This window comes from Comamonas sp. E6, from assembly GCF_001010305.1.
Taxonomy (GTDB): Bacteria; Pseudomonadota; Gammaproteobacteria; order Burkholderiales; family Burkholderiaceae_C; genus Comamonas; species Comamonas thiooxydans.
In genome coordinates this window covers 302,625-328,934 of record NZ_BBXH01000005.1, presented here as the reverse complement: position 1 = coordinate 328,934, position 26,310 = coordinate 302,625, and the positions used below count along the sequence as shown (strand labels likewise).

The 26,310-nt window shown below is 61.1% G+C and carries 27 protein-coding genes and 1 tRNA gene; 4 read left to right on the top strand and 24 right to left on the bottom strand.

All coding sequences use genetic code 11. The features are described 5' to 3' along the window. Nucleotides 1–3: 3 nt before the first annotated feature. The 3 genes from CSE6_RS02525 to secA all read right to left on the bottom strand — a co-directional run bounded on the left by CSE6_RS02525 (nt 4) and on the right by secA (nt 5,571). Nucleotides 4–939: an ATP-binding protein gene (locus CSE6_RS02525; RefSeq protein ID WP_034381627.1), complete on the bottom strand. Its 936-nt coding sequence runs from the start codon at nt 937–939 to the stop codon at nt 4–6. 297 nt (nt 940–1,236) lie between these two features. Continuing rightward, nucleotides 1,237–2,466, bottom strand: a complete 1,230-nt coding sequence (argJ, locus tag CSE6_RS02515; RefSeq protein ID WP_059439814.1) for a bifunctional glutamate N-acetyltransferase/amino-acid acetyltransferase ArgJ — start codon at nt 2,464–2,466, stop codon at nt 1,237–1,239. A 345-nt stretch (nt 2,467–2,811) separates the two neighbouring features. Then, entirely contained in the window at nt 2,812–5,571 is a 2,760-nt protein-coding gene (secA, locus tag CSE6_RS02510; RefSeq protein WP_034357514.1) for a preprotein translocase subunit SecA, read from the bottom strand. A gap of 315 nt (nt 5,572–5,886) precedes the next feature. On the opposite strand from secA, the gene CSE6_RS02505 reads away from it, so the two are divergent. Further along, entirely contained in the window at nt 5,887–6,192 is a 306-nt protein-coding gene (locus CSE6_RS02505; protein WP_003062178.1) for a hypothetical protein, read from the top strand. A 56-nt stretch (nt 6,193–6,248) separates the two neighbouring features. Here the strand turns inward: CSE6_RS02505 and CSE6_RS02500 are convergent. The 6 genes from CSE6_RS02500 to petA all read right to left on the bottom strand — a co-directional run bounded on the left by CSE6_RS02500 (nt 6,249) and on the right by petA (nt 10,544). After that, nucleotides 6,249–6,324: transfer RNA gene (locus CSE6_RS02500), tRNA-Thr, on the bottom strand. Between the two features lie 84 nt (nt 6,325–6,408). Then, the gene (locus tag CSE6_RS02495) at nt 6,409–6,927 is read right to left on the bottom strand and encodes a ClpXP protease specificity-enhancing factor (RefSeq protein WP_034357512.1); all 519 of its coding nucleotides are present in this window, start codon (nt 6,925–6,927) and stop codon (nt 6,409–6,411) included. Between the two features lie 99 nt (nt 6,928–7,026). Then, complete coding sequence (locus CSE6_RS02490) at nt 7,027–7,638, bottom strand: glutathione S-transferase N-terminal domain-containing protein (protein WP_003058564.1); 612 nt, start codon at nt 7,636–7,638, stop codon at nt 7,027–7,029. A 100-nt stretch (nt 7,639–7,738) separates the two neighbouring features. Further along, complete coding sequence (locus tag CSE6_RS02485) at nt 7,739–8,494, bottom strand: cytochrome c1 (protein ID WP_003062174.1); 756 nt, start codon at nt 8,492–8,494, stop codon at nt 7,739–7,741. 17 nt (nt 8,495–8,511) lie between these two features. Then, nucleotides 8,512–9,927 carry a cytochrome bc complex cytochrome b subunit gene (locus CSE6_RS02480; RefSeq protein ID WP_003062172.1) on the bottom strand — a complete coding sequence of 472 codons (1,416 nt, stop codon included), beginning with the start codon at nt 9,925–9,927 and terminating at the stop codon, nt 8,512–8,514. 14 nt (nt 9,928–9,941) lie between these two features. Further along, nucleotides 9,942–10,544, bottom strand: a complete 603-nt coding sequence (gene petA, locus CSE6_RS02475; RefSeq protein WP_034357510.1) for a ubiquinol-cytochrome c reductase iron-sulfur subunit — start codon at nt 10,542–10,544, stop codon at nt 9,942–9,944. Nucleotides 10,545–10,693: 149 nt separating this feature from the next. Here petA and mscL point away from each other — a divergent pair, with 149 nt between their 5' ends. Next, nucleotides 10,694–11,128: a large conductance mechanosensitive channel protein MscL gene (mscL, locus tag CSE6_RS02470; protein ID WP_034357508.1), complete on the top strand. Its 435-nt coding sequence runs from the start codon at nt 10,694–10,696 to the stop codon at nt 11,126–11,128. A gap of 158 nt (nt 11,129–11,286) precedes the next feature. On the opposite strand, the gene pdxA is transcribed toward mscL, so the two are convergent. From pdxA to CSE6_RS02445, 5 genes are all read right to left on the bottom strand, one after another. Next, nucleotides 11,287–12,345 (bottom strand): 4-hydroxythreonine-4-phosphate dehydrogenase PdxA, encoded by a 1,059-nt coding sequence (gene pdxA / locus CSE6_RS02465; RefSeq protein WP_082085624.1) that lies wholly within the window; start codon nt 12,343–12,345, stop codon nt 11,287–11,289. An 80-nt stretch (nt 12,346–12,425) separates the two neighbouring features. After that, nucleotides 12,426–13,184, bottom strand: coding sequence for a Nif3-like dinuclear metal center hexameric protein (locus CSE6_RS02460; RefSeq protein WP_083994672.1), 759 nt, complete (start codon nt 13,182–13,184; stop codon nt 12,426–12,428). A gap of 115 nt (nt 13,185–13,299) precedes the next feature. Continuing rightward, on the bottom strand, nt 13,300–14,874 hold the full coding sequence (locus CSE6_RS02455) for a malonyl-CoA synthase (protein ID WP_059439813.1): 1,575 nt from the start codon (nt 14,872–14,874) through the stop codon (nt 13,300–13,302). Between the two features lie 29 nt (nt 14,875–14,903). After that, nucleotides 14,904–15,866, bottom strand: coding sequence for a tripartite tricarboxylate transporter substrate binding protein (locus CSE6_RS02450; protein ID WP_003062161.1), 963 nt, complete (start codon nt 15,864–15,866; stop codon nt 14,904–14,906). Nucleotides 15,867–15,916: 50 nt separating this feature from the next. After that, the gene (locus CSE6_RS02445) at nt 15,917–16,666 is read right to left on the bottom strand and encodes an enoyl-CoA hydratase/isomerase family protein (RefSeq protein ID WP_034409139.1); all 750 of its coding nucleotides are present in this window, start codon (nt 16,664–16,666) and stop codon (nt 15,917–15,919) included. 88 nt (nt 16,667–16,754) lie between these two features. On the opposite strand from CSE6_RS02445, the gene CSE6_RS02440 reads away from it, so the two are divergent. Further along, on the top strand, nt 16,755–17,453 hold the full coding sequence (locus CSE6_RS02440; RefSeq protein WP_003062157.1) for a GntR family transcriptional regulator: 699 nt from the start codon (nt 16,755–16,757) through the stop codon (nt 17,451–17,453). Between the two features lie 28 nt (nt 17,454–17,481). On the opposite strand, the gene CSE6_RS02435 is transcribed toward CSE6_RS02440, so the two are convergent. Continuing rightward, nucleotides 17,482–18,807, bottom strand: coding sequence for an MFS transporter (locus tag CSE6_RS02435; protein ID WP_003062155.1), 1,326 nt, complete (start codon nt 18,805–18,807; stop codon nt 17,482–17,484). A gap of 364 nt (nt 18,808–19,171) precedes the next feature. On the opposite strand from CSE6_RS02435, the gene CSE6_RS02430 reads away from it, so the two are divergent. Further along, nucleotides 19,172–20,332, top strand: coding sequence for a trypsin-like peptidase domain-containing protein (locus tag CSE6_RS02430; protein WP_034357502.1), 1,161 nt, complete (start codon nt 19,172–19,174; stop codon nt 20,330–20,332). 194 nt (nt 20,333–20,526) lie between these two features. On the opposite strand, the gene tatC is transcribed toward CSE6_RS02430, so the two are convergent. The 9 genes from tatC to hisF form a co-directional block, all read right to left on the bottom strand. Continuing rightward, nucleotides 20,527–21,339: a twin-arginine translocase subunit TatC gene (gene tatC / locus CSE6_RS02425; protein WP_059439812.1), complete on the bottom strand. Its 813-nt coding sequence runs from the start codon at nt 21,337–21,339 to the stop codon at nt 20,527–20,529. Between the two features lie 156 nt (nt 21,340–21,495). After that, nucleotides 21,496–22,017, bottom strand: coding sequence for a Sec-independent protein translocase protein TatB (tatB, locus tag CSE6_RS02420; protein ID WP_003062149.1), 522 nt, complete (start codon nt 22,015–22,017; stop codon nt 21,496–21,498). A 22-nt stretch (nt 22,018–22,039) separates the two neighbouring features. After that, nucleotides 22,040–22,276, bottom strand: a complete 237-nt coding sequence (gene tatA / locus CSE6_RS02415) for a Sec-independent protein translocase subunit TatA (protein WP_003058595.1) — start codon at nt 22,274–22,276, stop codon at nt 22,040–22,042. A 121-nt stretch (nt 22,277–22,397) separates the two neighbouring features. Beyond that, nucleotides 22,398–22,763 (bottom strand): histidine triad nucleotide-binding protein, encoded by a 366-nt coding sequence (locus CSE6_RS02410; RefSeq protein ID WP_059439811.1) that lies wholly within the window; start codon nt 22,761–22,763, stop codon nt 22,398–22,400. 97 nt (nt 22,764–22,860) lie between these two features. Further along, nucleotides 22,861–23,904, bottom strand: coding sequence for a patatin-like phospholipase family protein (locus CSE6_RS02405; protein ID WP_034357495.1), 1,044 nt, complete (start codon nt 23,902–23,904; stop codon nt 22,861–22,863). Nucleotides 23,905–24,173: 269 nt separating this feature from the next. Next, complete coding sequence (locus CSE6_RS02400; RefSeq protein WP_034409137.1) at nt 24,174–24,572, bottom strand: membrane protein; 399 nt, start codon at nt 24,570–24,572, stop codon at nt 24,174–24,176. 11 nt (nt 24,573–24,583) lie between these two features. Beyond that, nucleotides 24,584–24,982 (bottom strand): phosphoribosyl-ATP diphosphatase, encoded by a 399-nt coding sequence (locus tag CSE6_RS02395; RefSeq protein WP_034357492.1) that lies wholly within the window; start codon nt 24,980–24,982, stop codon nt 24,584–24,586. 4 nt (nt 24,983–24,986) lie between these two features. Then, nucleotides 24,987–25,415, bottom strand: coding sequence for a phosphoribosyl-AMP cyclohydrolase (hisI, locus tag CSE6_RS02390; protein ID WP_255538961.1), 429 nt, complete (start codon nt 25,413–25,415; stop codon nt 24,987–24,989). 69 nt (nt 25,416–25,484) lie between these two features. Then, nucleotides 25,485–26,285 carry an imidazole glycerol phosphate synthase subunit HisF gene (gene hisF / locus CSE6_RS02385; RefSeq protein WP_003058607.1) on the bottom strand — a complete coding sequence of 267 codons (801 nt, stop codon included), beginning with the start codon at nt 26,283–26,285 and terminating at the stop codon, nt 25,485–25,487. Nucleotides 26,286–26,310: the final 25 nt, after the last annotated feature.

Genomic DNA, 26,310 nt, shown 5'->3' with positions numbered 1-26,310 from the left:
TCTTCATTCCAGGTCTGCTTCTTCAGCCAGACCGTCCACATCTTCAATGCGCTTCTTGACCGTCACGGGGCGCTCGTTGCGGCCCGCGTAGTCGCGCGCGAACTGGTGGGCCACACGACCGCTGCGCGAGCCGCGCTCCAGCGCCCAGACCAGGGCTTCGGGCCTGGCCGCCTCGATGGTGGCCTGGTCCATGCCCAGCGCAGACAGCCACTGCGCCACCACGCGCAGATACTCGTCCTGGCTGAAGGGGTAGAAGCTCACCCAGAGGCCGAAGCGCTCGGACAGCGATATTTTTTCCTCCACCACCTCGCCGGGATGGATCTCGCCGTTCTCGCTTTTTTGCTGTGCCAGGTTGTCCGTCATGTACTCGGGCAACAGATGGCGGCGATTGCTGGTGGCATAGACCAGCACATTCGGCGTGGCTGCGGAAACCGAGCCATCCAGCATGGATTTCATGGCCTTGTAGCCTGGCTCGCCCTCTTCAAAGCTCAGATCGTCGCAATAGATGATGAATTTCTCGCTGCGGCCGGCGACCACGTCGACGATGTCGGGCAGATCGGTCAGATCGGCCTTGTCCACCTCGATCAGACGCAGGCCCTGGGGCGCAAAGCTGTGCAGACAGGCGCGGATCAGCGAGGACTTGCCCGTGCCGCGCGCCCCCGTCAGCAACACGTTGTTCGCCGTGCGACCACTGACGAACTGCTCGGTATTGCGCGCAATCTTTTCCTTTTGCACATCGATGTTCTGCAGATCGGACAGCTGCATGGCGCCCACATGGCGCACCGGCTCCAGCACGCCGCAGCCGTTGGCGCGCTTGCGGTAGCGCCAGGCAATCGCCGCATCCCAGTCGGCGGGCGCCTGCAGGGGCTGGGGCAGCACGGACTCGATGCGCTGCATCAATTGCTCGGCACGCTCGACCAAGCGCTCCAAAGGGTTCATCACATCTTGCACGACCAGATCTCCATGTTTTTATAGCTTCTTGCGCTTGCTTAATCTTGATTTCAGAATAAAAAGCAATCAAAACTCAATATAGACAAGCGCAAGAAGCTCCTGAAATTGAAGCACACGCAGTCGCCTGCGAGGCATGAGGCTGGCGCGGCCCAAGCCAGAGATACCGAGCAAGAGCCGCCTCGCAGCGAAGGTATCGTCCCCCTCCCGATGCAACGCATCGAGAGAGGGGGAAGGCGCGTTGCCCAGGCGGAACCGCCTAGGCAACGCGCCTCAGGGGGTGCTCATTTACGACCGGTAATCAGCATTGATCGTCACATATTCGTGACTCAGATCGCAGGTCCACACCGTCTGCGCGGCATCGCCACGACCCAGCAGCACGCGCACCACGATCTCCTGCTGCTTCATCACGCGCTGACCGTCTTCTTCCTTGTAGGAAGGATTGCGACCGCCATCGACCACCACATGCACATCGTCCAGGTACAGATCGATTTTGGTCTGATCCAGATCGGCAATGCCGGCATAGCCTACAGCGGCCAGGATGCGGCCCAGGTTGGGGTCGGAAGCAAAAAAGGCCGTCTTGACCAGGGGCGAGTGGGCAATGGAGTAAGCGACCAGGCGGCACTCCTCCTCATTCTTGCCACCCTCGACCTTGACGCTGATGAACTTGGTAGCACCCTCGCCATCGCGAACAATGGCCTGCGCGAGTTTTTGCGCTACTTCCAGCAATGCTGCCTTGAGCTGCTCGCCTTCGGCACTGGAGAGCGCCGTGATCTGGGCATTGCCAGCCTTGTGGGTGGCGATCAGCACGAACGAGTCATTGGTGGAAGTGTCGCCATCGATGGTCACGCGGTTGAAGGAGCCGTCGGCCAGTTCCTTGACCAGGGGCTGCAGCAGCTCGGGGGCAATCGCCGCATCGGTAGCCAGAAAGCCCAGCATGGTCGCCATATTGGGGCGGATCATGCCCGCGCCCTTGCTGATGCCGGTGATGGAAACCGTCTTGCCGCCAATGCTGACGCTGCGGCTGAAAGCCTTGGGCAAGGTGTCGGTGGTCATGATGCCTTCGGCAGCCGTGGCCCAGTTATCAGCCTTGGCGGCAGCAATGGCCTTGGGCATGCCAGCCACGATGCGGTCCACGGGCAGCTCTTCCATGATCACGCCGGTGGAAAAAGGCAGGATCTGGCCCGCGCCCAGGTCCAGCTCCTTGGCCAGAGCCGCGCAGGTGGCGCGGGCATTGGCCAGACCGGCGGCGCCGGTGCCGGCATTGGCATTGCCGGTGTTGATGACCATGGCGCGGATGCCGGTGCCGGCCGCCAGATGCTCGCGGCAGATCTGCACGGGAGCGGCGCAGAAACGGTTCTGGGTGAACACGCCGGCCACCGAGGCGCCTTCGTCGAGCAGGAACACCGTCAGGTCCTTGCGATTGGCCTTGCGCACGCCGGCTTCGGTAACACCAATGCGAACGCCATTGATCGCCAGCAGATCAGCGGCGACGGGAGCGGAAAGATTCACGGACATTTCTGTATGTTCCTGAGAAAAGCCTCCCCCTGAGCCGCTGCGCGGCTTCCCCCTGAGGGGGACGACATCTTCGCCGCGAGGCGGCTCTTGCTCGATGTCTCCGGCCAAGAGCGCGCCCCGTGCAGCAGCCTAGGGGTCGAAAGTTAAAACGTTCCCCATTATCGGAACAAACAGAGGCCTGAACGGACTTGCCGGATTTTGTTGCGCAAAAAGCTGCGCCCCAATGCAAACACGGGCCGCAGCCCGTGTTGTTCGATAACGCATGCTCCAAGCCAGAGACGGCCAGCAAGGGGCGCCACCGCAATGAGTCCCCTTCAGGGGGAAGGCGCCAAGCGCCTCAGGGGGTCAGGACAGCTTGCCGTGGCAAAGCTTGAACTTCTTGCCGCTGCCGCAGGGGCAAGGGTCGTTGCGACCCACGTGCACGCCCTCGGGCATGGCAAGAGGCTCGGCCAGCATCACGTCGTCCTCGATGCTCATGCCTTCGGTTTCCGAGGGCGAGGCATAGCTCATGTGCTCCAGGCTCTGCGCGCCGCGCTCGTTCATGGCGACGGCGGCTTCGTCCATCTCTTCGCGCGAGCGGACCTGGACCGTCATCAGCACGCGGGTGACTTCGGTCTTGACCTGATCGATCAGTTGGCGGAACAGCTCGAAAGCCTCGCGCTTGTATTCCTGCTTGGGCTGCTTCTGGGCATAGCCGCGCAGGTGAATGCCCTGGCGCAGATAGTCCAGCGCGGCCAGGTGATCGCGCCAGTTGGTGTCGAAGCTCTGCAGCAGCACGGCGCGCTGGAATTGCGTGAAGTTCTCCTGGCCGATCAAGGACACCTTGGCGTCGAACAGATCGTGGGCTGCCTTGACGACCTTCTCCAGAATGTCTTCGTCGGTGATGGATTCGGAACCCGCCACGTCCTGCTGCAAGGAAAGATCGATCTGCCATTCGCTGGCCAGCGCCTTCTCCAGGCCGGGCACATCCCACTGCTCTTCCATGGACTCGGCCGGCACGTACTGACGCACCAGGTCGGTGATCACGTCCTCGCGCATGGCGGCCAGCATGCCATTCAGGTCTGTGGAATCCAGAATGTCGTTGCGCTGCTGGTAGATCACCTTGCGCTGGTCGTTGGCAACGTCGTCATATTCGAGCAGTTGCTTGCGCATGTCGAAGTTGCGTGCTTCGACCTTGCGCTGCGCCGACTCGATGGAGCGGGTCACGATGCCGGCCTCGATGGCTTCGCCTTCGGGCATCTTCAGGCGGTCCATGATGGCCTTGACTCGGTCGCCCGCGAAGATGCGCATCAACTGGTCGTCCAGGCTCAGATAGAAACGCGAAGAGCCGGGGTCGCCCTGGCGGCCCGAGCGGCCGCGCAGCTGGTTGTCGATACGGCGCGATTCATGACGCTCGGTGGCGATGATGCGCAGACCGCCCAGTGCCACGATCTTGTCGTGGGCCACTTGCCAGTCGGCACGCAGCTGCTCGATCTGCTGGTTGCGCTCGGTCTCGCTGAGTGCCTCGTTGCTCTCGATGGCCTTGAGCTGCTTGTCGATATTGCCGCCCAGCACGATGTCGGTACCACGGCCGGCCATATTGGTGGCGATGGTGATCATGCCTTCGCTGCCCGCCTGGGCAATGATGTCGGCCTCGCGTTCATGCTGCTTGGCGTTGAGCACCTGATGGGGCAGCTTTTCGCGGGTCAGCAGCTGGTCGATGATTTCGGAGTTCTCGATCGAGGTCGTGCCGACCAGCACAGGCTGGCCGCGCTCGTAGCACTCGCGGATGTCCTTGATCGCCGCGTCGTACTTTTCCTTGGTGGTCTTGTAGACGCGATCGAGCTGGTCCTGGCGCTTGCTGGGCTTGTTGGGCGGCACCACCACGGTTTCCAGGCCATAGATTTCCTGGAATTCGTAGGCTTCGGTGTCGGCCGTACCGGTCATGCCCGACAGCTTCTTGTAGAGACGGAAGTAGTTCTGGAAGGTGATCGAGGCCATGGTCTGGTTCTCGGCCTGGATGGCCACACCTTCCTTGGCTTCCACGGCCTGGTGCAGGCCATCGCTCCAGCGACGGCCGGCCATCAGACGGCCGGTGAACTCGTCCACGATCACGATTTCGTCGTTCTGCACCACATAGTGCTGGTCGCGGAAATACAGCTGGTTGGCACGCAGCGCGGCGTACAGATGATGCACCAGAGAGATGTTGGAGGGGTCGTACAGGGACGAGCCTTCGGCGATCAGGCCGGCATGGGCCAGCAGGCGCTCGGCCGCTTCATAGCCCTGATCGGTCAGGTAGACCTGATGGGATTTTTCATCGACCGTGAAATCGCCGGGCTTGGTCACGCCCTCACCCGTGCGGGGATCGGCTTCGCCCTCCTGACGCACCAGATTCGGCACGATCTGATTCATGGCCACGTACATGGCCGTGTGATCTTCGGCCGGGCCGGAGATGATCAGCGGAGTACGCGCCTCGTCGATCAGGATGGAGTCCACCTCGTCGACGATGGCGTAGTTCAGCACGCGCTGCACGCGGTCGCCGGGCTCGTACACCATGTTGTCACGCAGGTAGTCGAAGCCGTATTCGTTGTTCGTGCCGTAGGTGATGTCGGAGTTGTAGGCCTGCTGCTTCTGTTCACGCGACAGATTGGGCAGGTTGATGCCCACCGACAGGCCGAGGAAGTTGTAGAGGCGAGCCATGGTCGTGGCATCGCGATTGGCCAGGTAATCGTTGACGGTCACGACATGCACGCCCTCGCCCGACAGGGCATTGAGGTACACGGGCAGCGTCGCGGTCAGCGTCTTGCCTTCTCCGGTGCGCATTTCGGCAATCTTGCCGTAATGCAGCGCCATGGCGCCCAGCATCTGCACGTCGAAGTGACGCATCTTCATGACGCGCTTGGAGCCTTCACGCACTACAGCAAAGGCTTCGGGCAACAACTCGTCCAGCGCCTCGCCCTTGGCAACGCGGTCCTTGAACTCCTGCGTCTTGGCGCGCAATGCCTCATCGCTGAGCTTTTCGTACTCAGGCTCCATCGCATTGATGCGAGCGACTGTTTTACGGTATTGCTTGAGCAACCGGTCATTGCGGCTGCCGAACAGTTTGGTGAGGAAATTGGTGGCCATGCGTGCGAAGGCACATTGCTTTTTTGCCTGTTGCGCAAAGCAATGTGTCCAGAATCCCTTGATTGTTGGTCTTCAGATGGGGCCGTCCCTGCGGCAGTCAAGAGCCACACCCGAAATGGGTGAAAAAACCTCCTGACGCACCCCAAACAGGGACAGAACCAAAAAATGATTCTAACCGCGCAAGCCTGCCTTGGCTTTTCGCTACTCCAGAGCACGTATGGGATTGCACCGCGCGCGCAAATAGCCGGCACTGCGGCATTCATTCTCGGCTGAGCTAAGCTCGGGCTTGCCCTTGCCCAACTGTTTGCCGCTCGCATGACCATTGTTCGCCGCCATCACGCCGTAACTGCCATCAATGCCATGGAGTCTTCTCCCACATTGGCGCGCCTGGCAGCCCTGACTCAGGACTCCAGCAACCGGCTCAAAGCCGTTTTACCCCTGGTTCCGCCCATGCTGCGCGCCAGCTTGCAGGCCGGCCCCATTGATGAAGACGGCTGGTGCCTGATCGTGAAAAACAACGCTGCTGCGGCCAAAGTGCGCCAATTGCTGCCGGCCATGGCGGCTCATCTGCGCACCAAAGGCTGGGCCGTCAACAGCATCCGCATCAAGGTTCAGGCCTGACAAGACCTTTTTAGAGGCAGAAAAACAAAAAAGGCCTCCGAAGAGACCTATTTGTTTGGTGCCGGTTGTCGGATTCGAACTGACGACCTACCGCTTACAAGGCGGGTGCTCTACCAACTGAGCTAAACCGGCGAAGACTGAATTCTAACGTAGAAATTCAGCCCCAAAAGAAGAATCCTGAAATTTCCCGATCTGCCGGCAAAAACACTGGCCGGACTACTTCACACGCTTGAGCGCCGGACGACCACCTGCGGGTGGCGGCGTACGAGGAGCATCATCTTCGCCGGAAGCTTCTGCTTCCGCCTTGACGGGAACCAGTTGCACCACACGCTCGGCCGAGGACTCCTCATCCGACTCCATGTCGGGCTCGGCATCCTCCATCGATGGCGCATCGTCGTCCTCGGGGACTTCGTCCTCCTCGGGCGGGAAGGCCATGCCCTGGCCGGTCTCGCGGGCATAGATGGCCATGACGTTCGCCACAGGCACCATGATTTCCCGTGGCTGGCCGCCAAAGCGTGCCTTGAATTCAACATACTCATTGCCGATCAGCAGGCCGCTGGTCGCGTCATAGCTGATGTTGAGCACGATCTGACCATCACGCACAAACTCCATGGGCACCTGGGTGCTGCGGTCCACACGCACGGCAATATGCGGCGTCAAACCATTGTCGGTACACCATTCAAACAATGCCCGCAGCAGATACGGACGGGTTGAAGTCGTTTCAGGGGCTGTCATCTCATTTCCTGACGAATCAAATCCAGAAGATTGCAAAGACAAAAAAGCGGGCAGATGAAGGAGAGCCCTTCAACATGCCCGCTCTGCGCTCATGTGCAATTACTTGCGCATGACCTTTTCAGAAGGAGTCAGTGCTTCAATGTAAGCGGGACGCGAGAAAATGCGCTCGGCATACTTGAGCAGAGGGGCAGCATTCTTGGACAGCTCGATGCCGTAATAGTCCAGGCGCCACAGCAGGGGAGCAATCGCCACATCCAGCATGGAGAAGTTCTCGCCCATGATGTACTTGTTCTTCAGGAAGATGGGCGCCATCTGGGTCAGGCGGTCACGGATATGGGCACGAGCCTTCTCCAGAGCCTTTTCATTGCCCTTGACGTTGCGCTCTTCCAGAGCGCTCACGTGCACGAACAGTTCCTTTTCGAAGTTCAGCAGGAACAGACGCACACGGGCACGGTCCACAGGGTCGCCAGGCATCAGCTGGGGATGGGGAAAGCGCTCATCGATGTACTCGTTGATGATGTTGGACTCGTACAGAATCAGGTCGCGCTCGACCAGGATTGGCACTTGACCATAGGGGTTCATCACGGCGATTTCTTCGGGCTTGCTGAACAAGTCCACATCGCGGATCTCGAAATCCATGCCTTTTTCAAACAGCACAAAGCGGCAGCGGTGTGAGAAGGGGCAAGTCGTTCCCGAATAAAGCACCATCATGGTGGAGACTCCTAAAAATCAAAAAGAGTGGGTTGCCCACGGCACCCCACTCTGCACTAACACGGTTTGGCTGCAGACAACTTCTGCACGGCGGCAAAGCCTATTTCACGTCTTTCCAGAACGCGGCATTCAGGCGCCAAGCGATAAAGATGAAGAAGGCCAGGAAAATCAACACGCCCACCCCGATACGGGTTCGGGTGTTCTGAGCCGGCTCCCCCATCCATTGCAGGTAATTCACCAGATCGCCAACTGCCTGATCGTACTGCACTGCGCTCATCTTGCCAGGAGACACCTGCTCCCAACCCTTGAAGACCTGGGTCTTAGTTCCATGGTCGTCATGCTCTTCGAAGATGGCGCGACGCTCACCCTGCAGCTCCCACAGCGCATGCGGCATGCCTACGCTGGGAAAGGCAAGATTATTCCAGCCCGTGGCCTTGGTGTCATCCCTGTAGAAAGTACGCAAGAAGGTATACAGGTAATCAGCGCCCGAGCCGCCCGAGCCGGCACGCGAGCGCGCGATCACGGTCAGGTCGGGCGGGTTGGCACCGAACCACTCCTTGGCTTCCTTGGGATTGATGGCTGCCTTCATGGTCTCACCTACCTTGTCGGTGGTGAACAACAGATTGTCCTTGATGTCCTGATCGGTCAGACCGATGTCCTTCAAGCGATTGAAACGCATGAAGGCAGCGGAGTGGCAGCTCAGGCAGTAGTTGACAAAGATCTTGGCACCATTTTGCAGGGATGCCGTGTCGCTGGTGTTGACTGGCGCCTTGTCCCAGTGGATGCCGCCTTCAGAAGCTTGCGCAGCGCCGGCAATACCCAGGGCTGCAACCAGGGTCAGAATCAGTTTCTTCATTCTTGTTCTCTCCTGCTTCAGTGAGGCTTGAAGGTGACACGCTCGGGCACGGGCTTGGTTTCACCCAAGCGGCTCCACCAGGGCATGAGCAGGAAGAAGCCGAAGTAGAACAGCGTGCCGACCTGCGACACCTTCTCGCCCACCGGCGACGGAGGCTGCACCCCCAGATAAGCCAGGACGACGAAGTTCACCACAAACACTGCATACACATATTTGTGCCAGCTGGGACGATAGCGGATCGACTTGACCGGGCTGCAATCGAGCCAGGGCAAGGCAAACAGGATGATGACCGCACCACCCATGACAACCACGCCCCAGAACTTGGCGTCGATGGACAGCATCATGGCGATGGCACCCAGGGCCACGATGGCGACGGCGCCCTTGGCAAAACCAGGCAGGCGCGACTTGAGAATGCCGTAGCCTGCACCCAGCACCACGCAGGCGATCAGCACATACATCATCTCGCTGGTGATGGCACGCAGCATCGAATAGAAGGGCGTGAAGTACCAGACAGGGGCAATGTGATTGGGCGTCTTGAGCGGGTCGGCGGGGATGAAGTTGTTGTACTCCAGGAAGTAGCCGCCGAACTCGGGCGCAAAGAACACCACGGCCGAGAACAGGAACAGGAACACCGTCACGCCAAAGATGTCATGCACCGTGTAGTAAGGGTGGAAGGGCACCCCATCCAGAGGGCGGCCCTTTTCATCCTTGGGCGCGTTCGGGCCCTTGATCTCGATACCGTCGGGATTGTTGGAGCCCACGTCGTGCAGCGCCAGCAAATGCGCAACGACCAGACCCAGCAGCACCAGAGGCACGGCGATCACGTGGAAGCTGAAGAAGCGGTTCAGAGTCGCATCGCCCACCACATAGTCGCCACGGATCAGCAGAGCCAGATCGGGACCGACAAAGGGGATGGCGGAGAACAGGTTCACGATCACCTGGGCGCCCCAGTACGACATCTGACCCCAGGGCAGCAGATAGCCCATAAAGGCTTCAGCCATCAGCACCAGGAAGATGGCGCAACCGAAGATCCAGACCAGTTCGCGCGGTTTGCGGTAAGAACCGTACAGAAGACCGCGAAACATATGCAGATAGACCACCACAAAGAACGCCGAGGCGCCTGTGGAGTGCATGTAGCGGATCAGCCAGCCCCAGGGCACATCACGCATGATGTATTCCACGGAAGCAAACGCCTTTTCGGCATCGGGCTTGTAGTGCATCACCAGAAAGATGCCGGTGACGATCTGGATCACCAGCACCAGCAGCGCCAGCGAGCCGAAGATGTACCAGAAGTTGAAGTTCTTGGGAGCGTAGTACTCCGACATATGGACGCGGTACGCATCGAATGCCGTCGGAAACCGGTTCTCCAGCCAGTTCATGGCCTTCGCTCCGGTTGTGGAGTTCGGGTCGATTTGCTTGAATTCGTGAGCCATTGTTCTTGTCTCCCTCAGGCTGCCTTGGTGTCTTCACCAATCAGCAGCTTGGTGTCGGACAGATACATATGTGGCGGCACTTGCAGGTTGTCCGGCGCAGGCTTGTTCTTGAACACCCGGCCGGCCATGTCAAAGGTGGAGCCATGGCAGGGGCAGAGGAAACCGCCCTTCCAGTCTGCAGGCAGCGAAGGCTGGGGCCCAGCGACGAACTTGTCGGTGGGAGAGCAGCCCAGGTGGGTGCAGATGCCCACGACCACCAGGATTTCAGGCTTGATGGAGCGCGCTTCATTTTGCGCATAGGGCGGCGTGAACTCTTCGGGATGACGCGCCGAGGTCGGGTCTGCCAGTTCGCCATCGAGGCCTGGCAGGTCCTTGAGCTGCTCGGGTGTGCGCTTGATGATCCACACCGGCTTGCCACGCCACTCGACGGTGAGCTTCTCACCATCCTTGAGATTGGAGATATCCACCTCTACCGCAGCACCTGCTGCTTTAGCTTTTTCAGAAGGCTGGAAGGAGCTCACAAAAGGGACGGCCGTTGCCACACCGCCCACGGCACCAGCACATGCTGACGTGATGATCCACGTGCGCTTGCTGGAGTCGACTGGAGAGTCACTCATGGATTTCCTCGAAGTACATCGCTTGATTTGGGGTCAACTGCAAATTCTAGCGGTGGGGTTATGGTTATTCCAGCCCCAGTCCGACGTTGACAACCGCCAAAGTCACGCAATACTGCGCTATCTCAAACTCTTAGTGACTGGAACTGCTTATGGGCATGATGCAAGAATTCCGCGAGTTCGCAATCAAGGGAAACGTCATGGATCTTGCCGTGGGCGTGATCATCGGCGGCGCGTTCGGGAAAATCGTTGACTCCGTGGTCAACGACCTCATCATGCCTCTGGTGGGCCTGCTCTTCGGCAAGCTGGACTTTTCCAACCTGTTCGTCGTTCTGGGCACCATGCCCGAAGGAGTTCCACGCACTCTGGATGCGCTGAAAAAAGCCGGCATTCCCGTATTTGCCTATGGCAGCTTCATCACGGTTGCGGTGAACTTCGTGATTCTGGCCTTCATCATTTTCATGATGGTCAAACAGATAAACCGCCTCAAGCGCGAGGCTCCGCCTGCACCGGAGCAAGCACCCGCTACGCCCGAAGACATTCAGCTGCTGCGCGAGATCCGCGACAGCCTCAATCGCAAGGCCTGAGAGCGTTCAGCCCAGTGATGAAAAGCCTGCTGACCTCCAGCAGGCTTTTTTCATGGCATCGAGCATTCAGCGCGACCCAGCACACTGCATGAATCCATCCGGCAAGTGCTTGGATGCCTGAAGCATTGACGACTGGTGAACCAGCAGTTGAAGCCCCATCAACTCGCCAGGCTGCGGGCCATATGCACGGCTTCAAGCAGGCTGGCCTCATCGGCCACTCCCTGACCGGCGATATCAAAGGCCGTGCCATGGTCGGGACTGGTGCGTACCAGCGGCAAACCCAGGGTCACGTTGACGCCTTTTTCCACACCCAAATATTTGACTGGGATCAACCCTTGGTCGTGGTACATCGCCAACACCACATCGAATTCACCCGGGTGGGCTGGCGTATTTCGAGCCCGCATGAAGACTGTGTCCGGCGCAAACGGTCCCTGCACATCCATGCCTTCGGCCTGTGCTGCCGCGATCGCCGGAGCAATGATTTCGATTTCTTCACGTCCGAAGATGCCGCCCTCGCCCGCATGCGGATTGAGCCCTGCCACGGCAATGCGAGGCGTACGTCCCAGGCTCTTGCCCAGCGCCTGATGCGTGATGCGCAAGGTCTGCAGAATCTGCGGCCCTGTCACGGCCTCGATGGCCTCGCGCAGCGACACATGGATGCTGACCAGCACGGTACGCAACTCGTCATTGGCCAGCATCATGCGCACCGGCATCTGCTCCAGCGAAACGCCCGCATGGGCGGCCGCCTCGGCCTGCAGAAGTTCCGTGTGCCCGGGGAAAGTCACGCCCGCCAGATGCAGTGCCTCTTTATGCAAGGGCGCCGTAACCATGGCGGCAATCTCGCCACGCAAAGCCGCTTGCGCGGCCCAGACCACGCATTGCGCCGCGGCCTGCCCGGCAGCCGCGCAAATCTGGCCATAGGGCTGAGGCCCCGCCAACCCCGGCAAGTTCAGCAGCGCGACGGCACCTTCCGGAACAGACCAGGCTTCGCCCGGCTCATCGATCACCACCACGGGCTGGGCAATGGCCTGATCGCCGTCGACGGCCCTGGCGGCCAGCGCCGTGGCCCGGCGCAGAGTCTGCAACTCGCCCACTACAAAGCAGCCGCGCATGGCCTGCGGCGCAGCCCGGAAGGCCTTGGCGATGATTTCAGGCCCTATGCCTGCGCAGTCGCCCTGGGTGATGGCGATGGTTTGGGTTGAAGCAATGACGGACATAGGCATCAGAGTTGCCGCAAGCCTCCTGTTCCAAAGTGCTTGCAGCCATCAAAAGTGAAAGACGAAGGTCCAGGAGCGGATCAGGCCGGGTTGTCGATATCGATGAAGCGGTGCTCCAGCCCGCACTCCCGGGCTACATGGGCAGCCACGGCCGGAGCACCATAGCGCTCGGTCGCATGATGGCCGGCAGCAATAAAGCTCACGCCCATCTCTTGCGCCAGATGCATCTGGGGCTCGGAGATCTCGCCGGTGATATAGGCATCGGCGCCGGCGGCAATCGCGGACTCGAAAAAGCCCTGCGCCCCTCCGGTGCACCAGGCCAGCCTGCGAATCGGCTTGTGCTCCTGCACACCGGCCAGCGTCACCTTTCGCCCCAGCACGCTTTGCACATGCCCTGCCAGAGCGGCGGCATCGGCAAAGTCCACATCGGCCAGCCAGCCCAGGTTCTGGTCGCCGAATGCGGCCTGTCCCTGCACTCCGAGCCGCGCCCCGAGTTGCGCGTTATTGCCCAGTTCGGCATGGGCATCCAGCGGCAGGTGATAGGCAAACAGATTGATGTCATGCGCCAGCAGCAGACGGATGCGCTCCTTGAGCCAGCCCGTGATGCGACCATCCATGCCGCGCCAGAACAGACCGTGGTGCACGAAGATGGCATCGGCCCCGGCCTCGATCGCCGCCTCGATCAGGGCGCGACTGGCCGTCACACCGCTGACGATGCGACGAATCTCGCTCTTGCCTTCGACCTGCAGGCCGTTGGGTCCGTAGTCCTTGAAGCGTTCGGGCTGCAGCAAGGCGTCGAACGCCTGCAGCATGTCTTGGCGAGTGATCATCATGGGCATGATTGTCGCACCCGCCGCACTTCAAGATAAGGAGCTGCTAACGCATGCAATCAAAGCATTTCAGTACGAAATACACCTAAATACCTTTGTTGCCATGAGGTAGCAGCTATGGTTTTCAGAGAAACAAGTCCCGGTAGCGATCACGCAGCAGGTTTTTCTGCACCTTGCCCATGGTGTTGCGCGGCAGCTCCGAGACGACAACGCAGCGCTTGGGAATCTTGAAGTTGGCAAGCCGGGACTTGAGCGCGGCGACAATGGCGGCGCCGTCGAGTGGATGGCCGCTCCTGGCAACGACCACCGCCACCCCCACCTCGCCGAAATCCGGGTGCGGCACACCGACCAGGGCGCTCTCGGCCACGCCGGGCATATCGTTGATAAAGCCTTCGATCTCCGCCGGGTAGACGTTGTAACCGCCGCTGATGATCAAATCCTTGCTGCGACCCACGATGCTGACATAGCCACGCTCGTCGAGCCTGCCGACGTCGCCGGTCCTGAACCAGCCATCGGCCGTGAACTCCTGCGCCGTTTTCTCCGGCATGCGCCAATAGCCTTTGAAGATATTGGGTCCCCGGACCTCGATGGCACCGACCTCGCCCGTGGGCAACGGCTGGCCGCTGTCGCCCGCCACGCGCACACTCACACCGGGCAGCGCAAAGCCCACGGTGCCGCCACGGCGCTCGTCCTGCCCGCCGTGGCGTGCATCGGGGCCGTAGGGATTGGAGGTGAGCATGATGGTTTCACTCATGCCATAGCGCTCGAGAATGGTGTGGCCTGTGCGCTGGCGCCACTCGCCAAAGGTCTCGATGAGCAGCGGCGCCGAGCCCGAGATGAACAGCCGCATCCGGCCGGCCGCCTCCCTGGTCAACGTCGGCTCAGCCAGCATGCGCACATACAGCGTAGGCACGCCCATGAACACGGTGGCGCGCGGCATGGCGGCGATCGCGGCTTTGGCGTCGAATTTCGACATCCAGATGATCTTGCTGCCATTGATCAGCGCACCATGGATGGCGACGAACAGCCCGTGCGCATGGAAGATAGGCAGGGCGTGGATCAGCACGTCACCGCCCTGCTCGCGCGTGCGCCAGCCCCAGTACTGCTTGAGCATGAGCGCGTTCGAGAGCAGATTGCCATGCGAGAGCATCGCCCCTTTGCTGCGCCCCGTGGTGCCACTGGTGTAGAGGATGGCGGCCAGATCATCGGCCTGGCGCGGCACGGGTGCATGCACCTCGTCGAAGCGCAGCGCCTGCTCTAGCAGGCTGCCGTCCTGCGCTTCACCCAGCGTGAAAACATGCTGCGTGCCGCAGTCCGCTGCCACCTTTGCCACCCAGTCCATATTGGCGGGCGTGCAGACTACGACGGCGGGCTCGGCATTGCCGATGAAATATTCGATCTCGGCACTCTGGTAGGCAGTATTGAGCGGCAGGAACACATGACCGGCACGCAAGGTGGCCAGATACAGCATCAGTGCCTCGACCGACTTTTCCACCTGCACCGCGATACGGCTGGCGGCGGGCAAATCGAGCGAGGCCAACAGATTCGCCATGCGTGCGCTCATGCGATCCAGCTCGCGCCAGGTATAGAAAAGCGGTGCATCGGCCGGGGCCTGGGGCGATACCGCCTCGATGGCGACCTCGTCCAGATCGACCGGGAAAGCCGCGCGCAGGGCGGTGAACATATTCATGTCAGACATATGGAAAACTCTCTTTGCTGGAAACCGCTTCATTGCCCTGCCATGGCGCGCTCGGCAACGGCTTTTTGCTTCTTGCCGTCGGCCTGGGCCCAGGCCTCGAACTCCTGGGGCGATGCCGAGGGATAGGCCACGACGCCCTGCTTTTCGAGCTTGGCCTTGACTTCCGGGTCGCTCAAGGCCTGGCGGCTGGCCTCGAACAGCTTTTGCGTGATCTCCCTGGGCAGCTTGGCCGGCCCGTAGAGACCGAACCAGAGCGTGAAGTCCGCCCCATCGATGCCGGACTCCTGCATGGCCGGCAGATCGGGGAACAGCTGCGAGCGCTGGGCCGTCGTCACGGCCATGATGCGCAGCTTGCCGCCGGCGGCCATGGGCATCACCGAGGGGGGCGTTCCGAAAGTCATGTCCACATCGCCCGCACCCACGGCCTGAATCGACGGCGCCCCGCCCTTGAACGGCACATGCAGCATGTCGATGCCAGCCGCATGCGCAAACGAGGCCCCCGCCAGATGCGTGACCACGCCCGTGCCGGATGAGGAATAGCTCAGCTTGCCGGGGTTCTTGCGCGCCCGCTCTATCAGGCCGGCCACGGTTTTCTCGGGAAAGTCCTTTTTCACCGCCAGCAGCATCGGCGAATCGCTCCAGCGCATGATGGGCGTGAAACTCCTGGCACCGTCGTAGCGCGCACTCTTATAGAGAATCTGGTCGGTGCCGTAGAGATTGGCGGAGCCCAACAGCAAGGTATAGCCGTCCGCAGGCGCCCGCGCCACCAGATCCGACGCAATCGTCGTGCCGGCGCCGGGGCGGTTGTCCACCAGCACCGCCTGGTTCAGCACCCGCCCCAGCTTCTCGCTGACGATGCGCGCCACAGCGTCGGCGCCGCCGCCGGGCGGAAAGCCCACCATCAGGGTGATGGGGCGCGACGGGTAGGCGTCCGCCAGTGCCAGGGCGCTGGCGCTCAGCAGGCAGACCGATATCAATGCTTTCTTGAACATGCTTGTCTCCTTGATGGAAGTTAGGGTTGTTTTTCGGCGCAACAGCGGCGCTAGCAGCCTTTGAAAACCGGTACGCGCTTCTCGCGCCAGGCCAGGCCGCCTTCGCGCAGATCCGCGGATTCGACCGAGCGCTGCACGTCGCGCGCAATCGCCTCGCGGTCTTGGCGGCCGCAGGCAATCAGATTCAGGTGTTTCTTCATGCCGGACAAAGCCAGGGGCGCCATTGCGCCGATCGTCTCGGCCAGAGCCGCCACGGTCTCGTCGAGCTGCGGCGCCGCCGCCAGATGCGTCAGAAAGCCGCAGGCCTTCATCTGCTCGGCATCCAGGCGCTCGCCGGTCAGGAACAGGCGCTTGGCGGTATCGAGTCCCAGGCGACTGACATAGCGCTCCATTCCTGAGGCGTAGAAATGCAGGCCCAGCCGCGCCGCAGGCATGAACATGTCTGCCGCCATCGAACCCACGCGAAAGTCGCAAGCCAGCGCCAGATCGGTCCCGCCGCCATAGACGCCGCCCTGGATGGCTGCGATGGTCACCGCACGGCACTGCTCCACCACGTCCACCATTTCGCCGAAGCTGCTGCCTTCGCTCTGGCTGTTTTCGATTTGTGATATATCGTAGCCACTGCAGAAATACTTGCCTTCGCTACGCAGCACCAGCACCCGCACCTCCGATCTGCGATTGACGCTCTCGATGGATTCCATGAGCACCGGCAAGTCATCGGGCGCCAGGCGGTTTGCCACCGTGGGGCGCTGGAGAGTAATGGTTGCGATATGGTCTTGGTAGTGCAGTCTTGGATTCATGCGTATCAGACATATAAATAGATATATCTAATATTGAACAATGAACCCCAAACCTTCACCAAGGGAAGAAACCCTAGACGCGCCCAGCATGCAGGACCGCATCCGCCTGGCTCTGGAGCAGGATCTGCGCAACGGCGCATTGCGGCCAGGTGCCGCCATCGACGAACAGGCGCTGTGCGAGCGCTTCCAGGCCTCGCGCACGCCGGTCCGCGAGGCCTTGCTGCTGCTGTCCGCCAAGGGGATGGTGAGCATTCTTCCGCGCGTGGGCATCTACGTGCGCCACCTCGATCCCCGCGAGCTGATTGCGATGATGGAGGGGCTTGCCGAGCTGGAAGGCGTGCTGGCGCGCCTGGCGGCCCGGCGCATCAACGCTGAGCAGAGAGCGCAGTTGCAGGCCGCTCTCGCGCAGACCGCTGCCCATGCCCAGAAAGCCGATTCGATAGCCTATGAGCAAGCGAATGCCAGATTGCACGATCTGATATATCAATCCAGCGGAAACACCTTTATCGTCGAGCAGACCCGCGAGGCCAGGCTCAGGGTCGCACCGTACCGCAGCAAGATGTTCGAAAAGCCGGAGCGGCTACTGCACTCCCAGGCCGAGCATGAAGCCGTGGTGGCCGCCATTCTGGCGGGCAACAGCGAAGTTGCTGCCGAGGCCATGCGCAACCATATATCGGCGGGCGGCAGCGCCTTTGCCGACATGGTGCTGAGCACTGTGTCCGCGCAGCTCATGCAGCCGCGCCGCCGCAAACGCGCGAGCAGTGAAAAAAAAGGCAGCCACTGCTGACTGCCTTTTCTCATCCGCCTGTGCAGGCTCACGCTTTGCGCGGCTGCCAACCCTTGCAGGCCAGAGGCCAGAAGCCCATGGCCATGCCCAGCACGCCCATGGCCGCCACATAGTGGGCGGGAGCCATCACATCCACCTGCTGCCACACGGACACCAGCATGGGAGTCAGACCGCCGAACACGGCATAGGCCATGTTGTAGGAGAAGGACAGACCGGTGAAGCGCACCTCGGGCGGGAAGGCCCGCACACCCACCACGGGCAGCAGCGAGATGGAGCCCACGAAGAAGCCCACGGTCGCATAGTTGCAGATCAGCGATGCCTCGTTGCCAGGCAGGTTCAGGTAGAACAGATAGGCCGTGGCCGTCATGCCGCCCCAGCCGATGAGCATGGTCAGCTTGGTGCCGATCTTGTCGGACAGCCAGCCCCAGAACACGCAGCCTATGGTCAGCGTCACGGTCGCCACGGCATTGGCCTTCAGGGCCATGGCAGGCTCGATGTGGAACACCTTTTGCAGATAAGCTGGTGTGAACAGAATCACCACCACGATCGCCGTGGACAGCACCCAGGTCATCAGCGCCACGACGACACAGGCTTCCCGGTGGTCGCGCAGGATGGTCTTTATCGGCAGTTCGCGGTCAGCGGCCTTGCGGGCCTGCAGTTCCTGGAAGATGGGGGTCTCGTGCAGGAACTTGCGCAGATACACCGACACCAGACCGAAGACACCGCCCAGGATGAAGGGGATGCGCCAGGCCCAGTCGTGGATCTCGCCCTGGCTGTAGGTGCTGTTGAGCCAGACCCCGATGATGGAGCCCAGGAAAATGCCGCCGGTAATGCCGGAGGTCAGTGCGCCAATCGCAAAGCCGTAACGCTTCTGGGGAGCATGCTCGGCCACGAACACCCAGGCACCGGGCATTTCACCGCCGATGGCAGCCCCTTGCATCACACGCATCAGCAGCAGCAGGATGGGAGCGGCCAAGCCTATGGTTTCATAGGTCGGCAGCAGGCCGATGACCAGCGTGGGCACGGCCATCAGGAACACCGACAGCGTGAACATCTTCTTGCGGCCCAGGATGTCGCCGAAGTGGGCAATCAAAATGCCACCGATGGGGCGCGCCAGATAGCCGGCCGCGAAAATGCCCAGCGTCTGCAGCTGGCGCATCCACTCCGGCAGCGAGGCTGGAAAGAACAGGCTGCCAATCACATTGGCAAAAAAGACGAACACCACGAAGTCGTAAAACTCCAGCGTTCCGCCCAGGGCCGATAAGCCCAGGGTCTTGTAGTCCTCCCGGTTCAGGAGACGATTCGTCGCTGCAGCCGGCGCGTCAGCCGATGCAGCGTGGTCAAGCGTAGTCATGGTGTTTCCTAGATCGAACAACAGGACAGCGCGGATAAGGCCGCTGATCACGGGTCAACGTGCAGTGGCAGACCGATTGCGGCGGGCTTCAGATGCAAAGCCACACCAGACCGAATATGAGCACCTTGTGGGCAGTCACTTCAGTAACGGCGGCGTAAGCGCAGTCGAAAAAACATTCTAGGGTTTTCACTCATATATCCTGGACACATAAAACTTTAGGAGCTTGCAGTCCTATAGCCATGAGCCCTGCATTCTGCAAAGCTTTGCGTTATGCATTTGCTTGCAAGCAAATGTTCGCTTCGACGCCTGGCGCAGCCATGCTTCACAATGTGGGCTTGTTCCCCTCACTACCTATACGCATTACATGAAACGCACCTGGTTGCTGTTTTCGCAGGTCGTCACCGTACTGGTGGCTATCTATTTTGTAGTGGCCACCCTACAGCCCACTTGGCTTCAGCGCGGAAATATCCGTAGCAGTGCCGGTGTTTCGCTGCTGCAGGCGCCATCCACTCCAGCGGGTGAAGTCGCTCCCGGCAGCTTTGCGCCTGCCGCGCGCAAGGCCTCGCCCGCCGTGGTCAGCATCAACACCAGCAAAGCGGTTCGCCACCCGCGCGCCAACGACCCCTGGTTCCAGTTCTTCTTTGGCGATCAGGGTCCGCAGGAGCAATCTGGTTTGGGTAGCGGCGTCATCATCAGTCAAGATGGCTACATCCTCACCAACAACCATGTGGTGGAAGGCGCCGACGATATCGAGGTCACGCTGACCGATAGCCGTCAGGCCAAGGCCAAGATCATAGGAACAGACCCCGAGACCGATCTGGCCATTCTCAAGATCGAGCTCGACAAGCTGCCCGTCATCGTGCTGGGCAACTCCGATCAGGTCGCTGTGGGCGACCGCGTGCTGGCCATCGGCAACCCCTTCGGCGTGGGCCAGACAGTGACCAGCGGCATCATCAGCGCTCTGGGCCGCAGCCAGCTGGGCATCAACACCTTCGAGAACTTCATCCAGACCGACGCTGCCATCAACCCCGGCAACTCCGGCGGTGCGCTGGTGGATGCCAACGGCAATCTGCTGGGCATCAACACGGCCATCTACTCGCGCTCAGGCGGCAGCATGGGCATCGGTTTCGCGATTCCCGTCTCCACCGCCAAGATGGTGCTGGACGGCATCGTCAAGGACGGCAAGGTCACGCGCGGCTGGATCGGCGTGGAACCCAACGAGCTCTCGCCCGAGCTGGCCGAGACCTTTGGCGTCAAGGCCGATGCCGGCGTCATCATCACCGGCGTGCTGCAGGCCGGCCCCGCCGCCCAGGCCGGCATGCGTCCCGGCGACGTAATCGTCAAGGTGGGCGAGACCGCGACCCGCAATGTCTCCGAACTGCTGACGGCCGTGGCCTCGCTCAAGCCCGGCGAAGCCGCCAAGTTCGATGTGCGCCGCGGCGACAGCGAAGTGGTGCTGGACATCACTCCGGGAGCCCGCCCAGCAGCCAGCACCTTGCAGCAACAGGGTCGCCCACGCCGCTGATTGCAGCGCCAACAAACCGAAAAGCCAGCGCCAGCCGCTGGCTTTTTTCATGCTCCGGCCGGGCCAGCCACAACTTCTTCAACACGATTCATCAAGAGATATGACTCAAGCGCTGATGGAAAAAAGTGCAGGCAGCCATCAAAACAAAAGCCCTTGAATTGCTTCAAGGGCTTTGCAGAGAGTCTGATCGAAGATCAGTGGCCGTCCGAGGATTTCTCCACTTCCGAGCCCGAGCCTTCCTCGGCATCGGGCGCACGCGATACCCTGCTGAACCAGCCGGCGCCCAGAATGCCGATCTCGTAGAGCAGGCACATGGGCAAGGCCAGGGCCAGCTGAGAGATCACATCGGGCGGCGTGATGACGGCAGCAATCACAAAGGCCAGCACCACGAAATAGCCGCGGAAGGCCTTGAGCTTTTCGATCTCCACCAGTCCGAAGCGCACCAGCAGCATCACCACGATGGGCACCTGGAAAGCCGCCGCAAAAGCGATGTAGAGCGACAGAATCGCTTCCACATACGAGGCGATGTCGGGCGTGGCCGCCACGCTGGCCGGCGTGAAGTGCTGGATGAACTTGAACATATTGCCCAGCACAAAGAACTGTACGAAGGCAATGCCGGCATAGGCCAGCAGGCTGCCGAACAGGATCAGCGGCAGGGCGAACTTCTTCTCGTGGCTGTACAGGCCCGGTGCCACAAAGGCCCAGATCTGGTACATGATCCAGGGCAGCGCCAGCAGCACGGCCACCATCATCAACACCTTGAGCGGCACAAAGAAGGGCGAGAAAACGCCCACCGCAATTAGCTTGGCGCCGGGCGGCATATGCTCCTTGATGGGCAGGGCGATGAAGTCGATCAGGCCATCGGGGCCCGGCCAGAACATCAACAGCCCGACGCCGATCAAAACGCCATACAGGCTGTAGAGCAGGCGATCACGCAGCTCCATCAGGTGCTGGACAAACGGCTGCTCCGTGCCGGCGAGTTCGTCTTCTTTAGAGGGTTCGGACATGGTGCAAAACCGCGCCGGAGCCCGATCGGCTCCACACGCTTGAGAAACAACAACGCCCGCGGATCACGGGCAAAGAGCGACATGCGGGCAGCAGGGCCTGGCCCCTGGGGCCGGCCATGGCGGACCTTGCGGCCGGCAGGCTGCTGAGCTGCATGTTCAATGGAACTTCTTGGGGCGAAAGCGCGCCACGCGTGCCGCACCCGACTGGACCTTGCTGCGTACCCCGGCGCGGGCCTTGTACCACTGGGGCACGGCACCGCGCTTGACGCGCCAGTTCTTGCGCGGATGGCGATAGCTGGGCACCACGCTGCTGTGCGTATCCAGACCGGTGTAGCCGCCTTCTGCGTCATAGGAGCCGAAGGACGAAGCCGAAGTCATGTTCGAGTCGTCGCGCAGGTCCTTGGTCGCATCACTCCAGTCCTTTTCAAGATCGGAGGCCTGATTGCGCATGCTGGACTCCACGTCCCGCGCGGCGGTCTCGACCGTGTCCTTCATCTTGCGCAGCTCATCGAGCTCCATGGAGCGGTTGACCTCGGCCTTGACGTCGGACACATAGCGCTGTGCCCTGCCAAGCAAGGTGCCCACCATGCGGGCCACGCGCGGCAGTTTCTCGGGACCGATGACCACCAGGGCCACGGCACCGATCAGCGCCATTTTGGACAGGCCAATATCAAACATCTAAATGTCAGTCCTGCCGCGATCAGCTCTTTTGCTTGGCTTCCACGTCGATGGTGGCCTTTTCGGCAGCCTGCTGGTTGGCCACTTGGCCGGTCGCAGCATTGGCATCGGCGTCAGTCGCGCCGTCCTTCATGCCGTCCTTGAAGCCCTTGACGGCACCGCCCAGGTCGGAGCCGATGTTCTTGAGCTTCTTGGTGCCGAACACCAGAACCACGATGAGCAGCACGATCGCCCAGTGCCAGATAGAAAACGAGCCCATGAGAATCTCCTAGAAATTGCAAACCATTTTAGACGGGGCTTGTGACAGATACGAATCAATCACCCAAAAAGCCTGCAGCGCACAGCTCTATCGCCGCGTGCAGGCCCGGTGCGCCGCCTGATCAGCCCTTGAGCCAGGGGCGCGGGCCGCCCATGACGTGCAGGTGCAGATGGTGCACTTCCTGCCCGCCTTCGCTGCCGGTGTTGACCACGATGCGGAATCCGCCATCGGGATAAGGGTTGCAGCCCTGCTCCATCGCCAGCTTGGGAGCCAGCGCCATCATGCGACCCAGCAGGGGCGCATCCTCGTCGCCGACCTGGGCCATGGAGGGGATGTGCTTCTTGGGAATCACCAGAAAGTGCACGGGCGCCCCCGGGTGAATGTCATGGAAGGCGAACAGCTCCTCGTCTTCATAGACCTTTCGCGAAGGAATCTCGCCCTTGGCGATGCGGCAGAAAATGCAATGGGGGTCGTGGTGGTCGTGCATGGTCTCTGGTATCTCTACGGTTCAGTATTCCGGACGCCCTGCGCTATTCATGGCCTAGGAGGCCAGGAAGCAGGCAATGGCGTCGTCCCCTGCGGGGCTATCCCCTATTCTCGTTGAATCGCAGCGTCTGCTTGACGCCAAGGTGCTCGCGGTTGAGCTGCAGCCATTGCTGACCGCGCTCGCGTCCCAGCTCGAACAGCTTGCGCACCATGCCCATGTCTGCGCGCACCTTGCTTGAGGCGCCAAAGGGCTTGAGCACCGAGCCGCCATCGATACGGTGCATCAGCACATGCTTGTAGCGCTCGGGGTCCAGGCGCTTTTGCTCCAGCAGCTTGACCACGAACTCGATGGCCCTCAACTCGGCCAGCAAGCTGGCGTTGAAGGTGATTTCGTTCATGCGATCCATGATCTCGCGGGCCGTGTCGGGCGAGACATCGGACTCCTTGGGATTGATCTGCACCAGCAGGATGTCCCTGCTCCGGGTCTCGTAGATCAGCGGATACAGGGCCGGATTGCCCGAGAACCCGCCGTCCCAGTAGCACTCCCCGTCAATCTCCACTGCCTTGAACAGTTGCGGCAGGCAGGCCGAGGCCATGATGGCGTCTGCCGTCACCTGCTCGCCCTTGAAGATCTTGCCGCCGCCCGTGCGCACATTGGTGGCGCAGATGAAGAGCTTGGGCACCACGCTGGGGTGCTCGGGATGCGCCAGCATCTCGAAGTCCACCACCCGGGTGAGCAGTTGTCGCAGCGGGTTGATATTGAGCGGATTGGTCTGATAGGGCGACAGAAACTGGTTGAGCACGCCCATGAACTGCTTGCTGCCCGGCAACGGTGCGGCCCAGAACATCTTGCCCACGCTGCCCATGGTGCCCACGCCCTCCCACAGCTCGCGCAGAGACTGGCGCGCCAGTTGCCGTCCCAGGTAACGGGCATCGTCCACTTTCTTTTCCTGCGCGGCCGCCTGCGCGAAACCATGGGCCAGCGCCACGGCGTTCATGGCACCGGCGCTGGTGCCGCTGATGCCTTCGAAGATCAGTCCGTCATCGTCCAGCAATGCATCCAGCACGCCCCAGGTCAGCGCACCATGCGATCCCCCGCCTTGCAGGGCCAGGTTGAGGGTATGGGAAGTCTCTGCAGCCATGGCACGATCCTGTGAGGGTTGAGGAACCAAGCAAGGGGCTTGGGACTTACGCAAGCAAGAAGGCACAGCGGGCATATCCATGGACAAAACACCATGCCCGATTCGAATCTGCGCAAGTTCTGGAGCTTATCCAGCACAGCGAGCATTGCACAGGCCCGGGCCCCGTGTCAGCCTGCCACCCCGAATCTGTTGCAGCGCAGCACAACCGCTTGCAAAAACAAAAAAGCCCCGGCCGTAAAGCGGGGGCTTGGGTGTCTGGCAAGTGCGGTTCAGGGCTGGATCGCGCGATTCTTGTTCATGGCGATCATGCCGCTGACGATGCGGTAGAGGAACCAGATGGAGATCAGCACCCAGGCAGGGTTGAAGATCAAGAGGCCCAGCAGGAAGAACGGGAAAGTCACCGCATAGAGCACAATGGCCCAGAGCACGCTGCGCAGCCGCCAGGAAAAATGACTCTCCTGCCAGGTGCCACGCGCATCATCACGCTTGACCAGATCGATGACAACTGCAATCAGCAACAGCAGCACACTGACCTGCGCGCCCGGGAGCACGGCGGCCACGGCCACGACCAGGTGCAGCAGATAGCTGACCCAGCCCCAGGCCTTCAGGCCCTCGATCTCGGTAGAGCTGCTGCTGCCTACATCGATGATGTCGCGATCGTCATTCATGCGCTTCCTCCTTATTGCTTGGCCGCCCCTTCCTGAGCAGCGCGTTCCTGGGCCTTGCGCAGGGCTTTTTCCTCCAGACCGCTGGTGCCCTCGCGGCGCTCCAGCTCGGCCACCACCTCTGCGGGTGTCAGCCCGTAGTGCGACAGCGCAATCATGGAATGAAACCACAGATCCGCCACTTCATAGAGGATCTTGCCCTTGTCCGCACCATGATCGACATCCTTGGCGGCCATGACGACCTCGGTGGCCTCTTCGCCGATCTTCTTCAGAAAGGCGTCAGGCCCCTTGTGCAGCAGGCGCGCGACATAGCTTTTTTCAGGGTCGCCGCCATTGGCGACCTTGCGGCTTTCGATCACGGCGGCCAGACGGGCCAGTGCGCCCTCGATCGACGCGGTGTTTTGTTCAGACATGACTTTATTTATAGATGGAAGCAGGATCTTTCAAGACCGGATCGACAGCAAGCCACTGTCCGTCCTTGAAAACGCTGTAGAAGCAGGAGTGGCGGCCGGTATGGCAGGCAATACCGGGATCATGCCCCTCTTGCGTGATCTTGAGCAAAACCACGTCGTTGTCGCAGTCGATGCGCATCTCATGCACGGTCTGCACATGGCCGGACTCCTCGCCCTTGAACCACAGCTTGTTGCGCGAGCGGCTGAAGTAGACGGCACGCCCCAGCTCGGCGGTCTTTTCCAGTGCCTCGCGGTTCATCCAGGCAAACATGACCACGTCGCCGCTGCTTTGCTCCTGCGCAATCACGGGCACCAGACCCTGCGCATCCCATTTGACTTGATCGAGCCAGCTCATTGCAGACCTTTGCTTTGTATAGCTGCCAGCGCAGGCCAGCAGCCAACATCAACCATAAAACATATGGAAAGCCGCTTGTAACCTGCGCAAGCCGCTCTCAAAAAAACTTTAGAGACGCACGGGAATGCCGCGCGCACGCATGCATTCCTTGGCCTGCTGCACGGTGTACTCGCCATAGTGGAAGATGCTGGCGGCCAGCACGGCATCGGCGCCGCCAATGGTCACGCCATCGGCCAGATCTTCGAGATTGCCGACACCGCCCGAGGCGATCACGGGCACTGCCACGGCATCGGCCACGGCACGCGTGAGCTTCAGATCGAAGCCGCTCTTGGTGCCGTCCTTGTCCATGCTGGTCAGCAGGATCTCGCCGGCACCGCGCCTGGCCATCTCTTCGGCCCAGCGCACCACATCCAGCCCCACGTTCTTGCGGCCGCCATGGCTGTACACATCCCAGCCCGGCCCCATGGGCGTGCCGCCGGGGCCGATGCGCTGCTCGTCCTCGGGCGTGCGGCGCTTGGCGTCGATGGCCACCACGATGCATTGCGCGCCGTACTTGTCGCTGCAGGCATTGATGGTGTCCGGGTTGGCAATGGCGGCGGAGTTGAAGCTGGTCTTGTCGGCTCCGGCATTGAGCAGGCGGCGCACATCTTCGACGCTGCGCACGCCACCGCCCACGGTCAGCGGAATGAATACCTGCGAAGCCACGGCCTCGATGATGGGCAGAATCAGGTCACGGCCATCGCTGGTGGCCGTGATGTCCAGAAAAGTCAGCTCGTCTGCACCCTGGGCGTTGTAGCGTGCGGCAATTTCCACCGGGTCGCCCGCATCGCGCAGCTCCAGAAAATTGACGCCCTTGACCACGCGGCCGCCGGTCACGTCAAGGCAGGGAATGATGCGTTTGGCAAGCATGGACCAGTCTCGGAATATCTACGAA

Coding starts and splice junctions, on each gene's coding strand:
- CSE6_RS02525 (WP_034381627.1), bottom strand. CDS start 939: ATGAACCCTTTGGAGCGCTTGGTCGAGCGTGCCGAGCAATTGATGCAG.
- argJ (WP_059439814.1), bottom strand. CDS start 2,466: ATGTCCGTGAATCTTTCCGCTCCCGTCGCCGCTGATCTGCTGGCGATC.
- secA (WP_034357514.1), bottom strand. CDS start 5,571: ATGGCCACCAATTTCCTCACCAAACTGTTCGGCAGCCGCAATGACCGG.
- CSE6_RS02505 (WP_003062178.1), top strand. CDS start 5,887: ATGACCATTGTTCGCCGCCATCACGCCGTAACTGCCATCAATGCCATG.
- CSE6_RS02495 (WP_034357512.1), bottom strand. CDS start 6,927: ATGACAGCCCCTGAAACGACTTCAACCCGTCCGTATCTGCTGCGGGCA.
- CSE6_RS02490 (WP_003058564.1), bottom strand. CDS start 7,638: ATGATGGTGCTTTATTCGGGAACGACTTGCCCCTTCTCACACCGCTGC.
- CSE6_RS02485 (WP_003062174.1), bottom strand. CDS start 8,494: ATGAAGAAACTGATTCTGACCCTGGTTGCAGCCCTGGGTATTGCCGGC.
- CSE6_RS02480 (WP_003062172.1), bottom strand. CDS start 9,927: ATGGCTCACGAATTCAAGCAAATCGACCCGAACTCCACAACCGGAGCG.
- petA (WP_034357510.1), bottom strand. CDS start 10,544: ATGAGTGACTCTCCAGTCGACTCCAGCAAGCGCACGTGGATCATCACG.
- mscL (WP_034357508.1), top strand. CDS start 10,694: ATGGGCATGATGCAAGAATTCCGCGAGTTCGCAATCAAGGGAAACGTC.
- pdxA (WP_082085624.1), bottom strand. CDS start 12,345: ATGTCCGTCATTGCTTCAACCCAAACCATCGCCATCACCCAGGGCGAC.
- CSE6_RS02460 (WP_083994672.1), bottom strand. CDS start 13,184: ATGCCCATGATGATCACTCGCCAAGACATGCTGCAGGCGTTCGACGCC.
- CSE6_RS02455 (WP_059439813.1), bottom strand. CDS start 14,874: ATGTCTGACATGAATATGTTCACCGCCCTGCGCGCGGCTTTCCCGGTC.
- CSE6_RS02450 (WP_003062161.1), bottom strand. CDS start 15,866: ATGTTCAAGAAAGCATTGATATCGGTCTGCCTGCTGAGCGCCAGCGCC.
- CSE6_RS02445 (WP_034409139.1), bottom strand. CDS start 16,666: ATGAATCCAAGACTGCACTACCAAGACCATATCGCAACCATTACTCTC.
- CSE6_RS02440 (WP_003062157.1), top strand. CDS start 16,755: ATGCAGGACCGCATCCGCCTGGCTCTGGAGCAGGATCTGCGCAACGGC.
- CSE6_RS02435 (WP_003062155.1), bottom strand. CDS start 18,807: ATGACTACGCTTGACCACGCTGCATCGGCTGACGCGCCGGCTGCAGCG.
- CSE6_RS02430 (WP_034357502.1), top strand. CDS start 19,172: ATGAAACGCACCTGGTTGCTGTTTTCGCAGGTCGTCACCGTACTGGTG.
- tatC (WP_059439812.1), bottom strand. CDS start 21,339: ATGTCCGAACCCTCTAAAGAAGACGAACTCGCCGGCACGGAGCAGCCG.
- tatB (WP_003062149.1), bottom strand. CDS start 22,017: ATGTTTGATATTGGCCTGTCCAAAATGGCGCTGATCGGTGCCGTGGCC.
- tatA (WP_003058595.1), bottom strand. CDS start 22,276: ATGGGCTCGTTTTCTATCTGGCACTGGGCGATCGTGCTGCTCATCGTG.
- CSE6_RS02410 (WP_059439811.1), bottom strand. CDS start 22,763: ATGCACGACCACCACGACCCCCATTGCATTTTCTGCCGCATCGCCAAG.
- CSE6_RS02405 (WP_034357495.1), bottom strand. CDS start 23,904: ATGGCTGCAGAGACTTCCCATACCCTCAACCTGGCCCTGCAAGGCGGG.
- CSE6_RS02400 (WP_034409137.1), bottom strand. CDS start 24,572: ATGAATGACGATCGCGACATCATCGATGTAGGCAGCAGCAGCTCTACC.
- CSE6_RS02395 (WP_034357492.1), bottom strand. CDS start 24,982: ATGTCTGAACAAAACACCGCGTCGATCGAGGGCGCACTGGCCCGTCTG.
- hisF (WP_003058607.1), bottom strand. CDS start 26,285: ATGCTTGCCAAACGCATCATTCCCTGCCTTGACGTGACCGGCGGCCGC.